Below are 4,957 nucleotides of genomic sequence, written 5' to 3'. Positions count from 1 at the left end.
AGCACAATTCTTCCTTTTGCAAAGCCCTTGCCACTGGGGGCGATTCTTCCTTCGGGCTGGCTACGGCGTCAGCTTCAGACGCAGGCCGATGGGCTGGGTGGGCACCTGCACGAGTTCTGGCCGGACATCAAAGATAGCCAGTGGCGCGGTGGGAGCGCCGAGGGCTGGGAGCGCGTCCCCTACTGGCTCGATGGCTTCGTCCCGCTAGCATTTCTGCTCCAAGATGCACGGCTGATCGGCGTCGCAACGGAGTGGATGGAAATTATCCTCGCGGGCCAGCACGATGATGGCTGGTTTGGTCCACGCACCGCCAACGAGAGCCATGGGGCACGAAAAGACGACCCCTGGCCGCAGTTCATTCTCTTCAAAGTCTTCACCCAGTGGCACGAAGCCACGGGTGATACACGCATTATCCCCGCGATGCTCAAAGCGATGCGGCGCATCCACGAAGTGATGCGCGAAACCCCACTCTGGGACTGGGCCAAGATGCGCTGGATGGAACTGGCGATCTCCGTGCGCTGGCTGAAAGAGCAAACGGGCGAGACGTGGCTGAATGACTTGCTTGCTCTCGCCGCCGAGCAGGGCTACAACTGGCAGGCACACTTCGAGAACTTCGAGCACACAGAGCGCGCAACAAAGTGGACGCTAGAGAACCACGTCGTGAATCATGGCATGGCCCTCAAAGAGTCGCTCTACCGGCCTAGTTCTACTTTCGATGTCGAAGTAGCCCTCGTATGTCTTTGGCAATTTCACGGTCAGGCAACGGGGATGTTCAGCGGTGATGAGTCGCTGGCTGGTCTGTCGCCATCACAGGGAACCGAACTATGCGCGGTTGTGGAGACCATGTTTTCCTTGGAACAATGTTTTGCAAACGATGGTGACATCTTTGTAGCACTCAATTTCGAGCGGATCGCTTACAATGCGCTTCCAGCCACGTTCACTGATGACATGTGGGGCCACCAGTACGATCAGCAAGTGAACCAAGTTCTCTGCACCGACTCAAAAACCAAAGAAGAAACGATCTTTACCACCAACGGCCCACGCTCCAATCTCTTTGGGCTAGAACCAAACTTTGGCTGCTGCACCGCCAACTTCCACCAAGGCTGGCCCAAGCTCACCAGCCATCTATGGATGCAATGTGCCGATGGCAGCCTTGCCGCTCTCTCCCTCGCCCCATGTACGGTCACCACGGACACCATTTCGTTCACTGTCGAGACCGATTACCCCTACGGAGATACGATCACTATTACAGCAACCTCAGGGAGTGCGAACTTGCTAGTCCCAATCCCTTTATGGGCAACGGGCGCAACAATTAATGATGAGCTTGTGCAGACGGGCCGTGGACGTTTTGCTAAGATATCGCTTTCACCTGAAAACCCTCAGACACTTCATCTCCCTTTCACTGTTTCCACCTGTCGTTTCTTCTCCGCAGATGGAGTTGCAATCTACGTGGGGCCGCTGCTTTTTGGGCTGAAGATCGGCGAGGATGTGCGCCCCGATGGGCCGGAGCCGTGGGCGGATCGTGAGGTGCACCCGACCACGCCGTGGAACTACGCGCTCGATCTGAGCAAACCGCTCGTGCTAGACAAAGAGGCGCTGACGATCACGGCGACGGGGCACCGGGTTCCGGAATGGGGCCTGGAAAAACACGCCGCTGGGCCACTGCCAAAATCGCCAGTAGTAGTCACCACGCCTGCAGAAACCCTCCTCTTGGTTCCCTACGGCTCCACGCTCCTGAGAATCGCCGAATTTCCCGTCGCCGCTCCGTGAACGGAGCGGCGCCCTTCGGGGAACAAAGCCCGGAACGGGGCGGCGAAAAATCATTTTCCAACCTTTTTGCCCCCTCGGCGCTACCTTAGCTCTGGAACCTGATGCGCCCTGATCCCAACGATACTTTTCGCACGCTCTACCAAGACCACTCCCGCAATGTCTTAGGGTTTCTGGTTCGTCTCTGCCAGGGGAACCGGGCAGAGGCCGAGGATCTAGCTCAGGAGACATTTGTCGCGGCCTACGAAGCCCGGCTGCGCTACAAAGGCTTTGGCTCGCCCAAGGCGTGGCTCTTTGGCATCGCGCTACGCCGCTGGCGCGACAGCCGCCGGAAGCGCCGCGAAGAGACGGGCACAGAAGTCTCGGAAGGCACCATGCCCGCGTTTGAGCCGGGCGTCTTGGGGGCGATTACGCTAGAGGCTGCTCTGGATCGCCTGGACGACAAAGCCCGCGCGGCGCTGTTGCTAATTGGAGCGCAAGGACTCACCTACAAAGAGGCGGCGCAGGTTCTGGGCGAGCCCCTCGGCACCGTCAAGTGGCGCGTCTTTGAGGCCACACGGGACATGCGCAAGCTCCTGTGCGAGAGCGAAAGAAACGAAAATGACGAATAGAGAGACAGAGAAAAATAAGCTGGTGGAGCTGGTCACCGGGCAGCTCACCGCACGTGAGGCCCATGCCCTTCGTCAGCGCGCCAAGGCCGACCCTGCGCTCGTCCGAGAGCTTCAGCGCCTGACACTTCTCTGGAGCGCCTTGCCAAAGACGGCGAAAGCGGAGGTCAGTGTCGCGCTCTGGGATCGGCTCTTTGAGGAAACCATCGCCCAGAACCCCAAGCAAGCGCGCCCTGAGAAAAGCTATGTAAGTCGCCCGTTAGTCCCTTTCTGGATTCCCGCCAGTGCCATTAGCCTACTAGGGATCGGCATCACGCTTTTCCAGCCACTCGTGTATCAGGCACCAGGGCGCGTGTTGCTCTCGCCAAAAGACAAAACCACTTCCCTCAGCGATGTCGCACTCGCCACTCGCAATAGCGTCGAGCTCTTCCGGTCGAGTCCTGTGAAAAGATCGGCCTCCGAGCACATGACCAATGGCCGCTCTCTCACGAGCTACAGTGTCACTCCTGTAGAGGCAACAACGATACTGGAAATCATCGCGGAAGGCGATAATCCCACCGCTGTCGCCGAGGAAGCGAACGCTATCATGGAGGCGGGCATCGCCAAGCTAGAGAGTCCATTGCAAGGCAAGATCATCGAGAGCGCTGTCGTCCCCGGAGCCCCCGTTCGGCCTAATAAACCCGCAAATATCACCTTCGCGGTTCTTCTTGGCTGCGCTATCGGCGGGCTTCTTCAGATTTTCCGACGGTCTTGAGTGCTGATCCGCCCACAGAACGTGGGCGTCAGGAGGAGTCGTTTCTCCGCCAGAGTATCGCTCCGCAACTCAGATGGCCGTGATACAGTGCGCTATGCAACAACAGAGTCGTCGTTTCGCCATCGTGGATGGGCTGATGGCGCTGGTATGCCTGTTCTACACAGGCACGATTGTGGTGATGAGCTGGCAGTTCTGGCCGTTTATGGTCTTTGCTCTGGTGCCGCTTCTGGCAGGAGTGAGCCTACTCTTTCGTGCCCGGCGCATCGCCTTTGGGATGCAGGTTTGCCTCGGACTAATCGGAGTGCTGATCGGCTTCTGGTGGTGCGGCATGGCGGGCATGGTTACCAATGGAGCACAAGGCTCCGAAGCCCAGAAGATCGTCCGCGAGATTCAAATGAGTGGGCTTATAGTCATCCTGCCGATCACGGCTCTGCACTTTATCTTTGCCCGCCACTTGCACTTTCGGGAGGAAGAATAACCGCAGTTGTCGAACGGAAGAGGCATGGAAGCAAAGAAGCGTGTGGTGGATAAATTTGCGACAATCTTTCCTCAGAGCCCACGAGGCGCTAACGAGAAGATTATCTACGGACATATTGGACTAGGCGGTATGGGCAGCAGCCACGTGGTGGCGGACTCGTGCGCGGCGCTGTGCGATGTGGACGCCAATCACCTTAAGGCGAATGCCGCTAAAGTGAAGGGCTCGCCGCTGCTCACCGACGACTACCGGCGGGTTTTGGAGCGCAAGGATATAGATGCCGTCACGATTGGGACACCGGATCACTGGCACGCGCTAATGACCGTGCACGCCTGCCAGGCGGGCAAGGATGTGTATTCCGAGAAACCCACTTGTAAGACCATTGAAGAGGGCCGGGCGATGATCGAGGCGGCGCGGCGCTACAAGCGCGTGGTGCAGATCGGCTCGCAGGGGCGCTCCAACCCAAGCGCCGCAGTGGCCTGCAACTACATTCGCAATGGGCAGATCGGCACGGTCAAGGAAGTCAAGCTCTGGCACCCCAATAACTATGTCTCGGACAATAGCTTTGGTAAGGAAGGCCCCGCGCCGCCCGAGCTGAACTGGGACATGTGGCTGGGGCCGATCGGATGGCGCCCTTACAATCCCGCGATTGTGCACTTTAACTTCCGCTGGCTCATGGACTCCGGCGGCGGCTTTATCCGGGATCGCGGCAACCACGCCATGTCCATCGCGCTCTGGCTCACGGGCCAAGACAACTGGGACGCGCCGGTCACGGTGACTGCAAGCGGGGAGACCAACCCCAACTCCGTCTATGATGCGCCGCTCACCATGAAAGCGACGTGGGAGTTCTCCAAGCCCCAGTGGACTCTGATCTGGGAGCAGCCTGGAGTGGTTCCCGAGCGCTTCGAGGGCGAGTGGGGCGGCACCTACACCGGCGACAAAGGCGATCTGATCGTGGCGGGTGGCGATGGCGGCTGCGCCACGGAAGAAAAAGCCAAGCTCTACACGCCCCCCGAGGGTGGCTTCAAGGCATTTCTCGAGCCCGAGAACACCGATCCCACCGAGCGGCATCGTCGTAACTGGCGGCGCTGTATTAAAACCCGGGAGAAGCCCGTGATGGATGTCGAGATCGGTGTCAAAGTGATTATTCTGCCAATTATCGCCAATATTGCCTACACACTTGGCCGCAAGCTCACCTACGACCCCAAGACCTGGAAGTTTATCGGCGACGAAGAGGCCAACCGGATGCTCTACGAACCGTACCGTGCTCCGTGGAGCTTGAAAGGAATCTAACCCATGCGCGACTCACTCCTCGCCGCCGCCGATCTCATGGCGGGCACCGATAAAGTTCAG

At 58.7% G+C, this 4,957-nt stretch carries 5 protein-coding genes; all 5 read left to right on the top strand.

From position 1 onward, the window contains the following. Window positions 1–1,770: beta-L-arabinofuranosidase domain-containing protein (locus ACH2EH_RS09715; protein ID WP_395141176.1), on the top strand; the 1,770-nt coding region annotated here is incomplete at its 5' end. Window positions 1,771–1,871: 101 nt separating this feature from the next. Then, window positions 1,872–2,378, top strand: a complete 507-nt coding sequence (locus ACH2EH_RS09710; RefSeq protein ID WP_395141174.1) for an RNA polymerase sigma factor — start codon at window positions 1,872–1,874, stop codon at window positions 2,376–2,378. After that, window positions 2,368–3,129, top strand: coding sequence for a hypothetical protein (locus ACH2EH_RS09705; protein WP_395141172.1), 762 nt, complete (start codon window positions 2,368–2,370; stop codon window positions 3,127–3,129). Before ACH2EH_RS09710 ends, ACH2EH_RS09705 begins: the two co-directional genes overlap by 11 nt. Before the next feature lie 94 nt (window positions 3,130–3,223). Further along, window positions 3,224–3,607 (top strand): hypothetical protein, encoded by a 384-nt coding sequence (locus tag ACH2EH_RS09700; protein ID WP_395141170.1) that lies wholly within the window; start codon window positions 3,224–3,226, stop codon window positions 3,605–3,607. Between the two features lie 24 nt (window positions 3,608–3,631). Beyond that, window positions 3,632–4,897, top strand: coding sequence for a Gfo/Idh/MocA family protein (locus ACH2EH_RS09695; protein ID WP_395141168.1), 1,266 nt, complete (start codon window positions 3,632–3,634; stop codon window positions 4,895–4,897). Window positions 4,898–4,957: the final 60 nt, after the last annotated feature.

The sequence above is a fragment of the Armatimonas sp. genome (assembly GCF_043760365.1).
GTDB lineage: Bacteria > Armatimonadota > Armatimonadia > Armatimonadales > Armatimonadaceae > Armatimonas.
The sequence above is the reverse complement of the archived record's forward strand: the minus strand, read 5'-3'. Positions and strand labels throughout refer to the sequence as shown.

Coding starts and splice junctions, on each gene's coding strand:
- ACH2EH_RS09700 (WP_395141170.1), top strand. CDS start 3,224: ATGCAACAACAGAGTCGTCGTTTCGCCATCGTGGATGGGCTGATGGCG.
- ACH2EH_RS09695 (WP_395141168.1), top strand. CDS start 3,632: ATGGAAGCAAAGAAGCGTGTGGTGGATAAATTTGCGACAATCTTTCCT.
- ACH2EH_RS09710 (WP_395141174.1), top strand. CDS start 1,872: ATGCGCCCTGATCCCAACGATACTTTTCGCACGCTCTACCAAGACCAC.
- ACH2EH_RS09705 (WP_395141172.1), top strand. CDS start 2,368: ATGACGAATAGAGAGACAGAGAAAAATAAGCTGGTGGAGCTGGTCACC.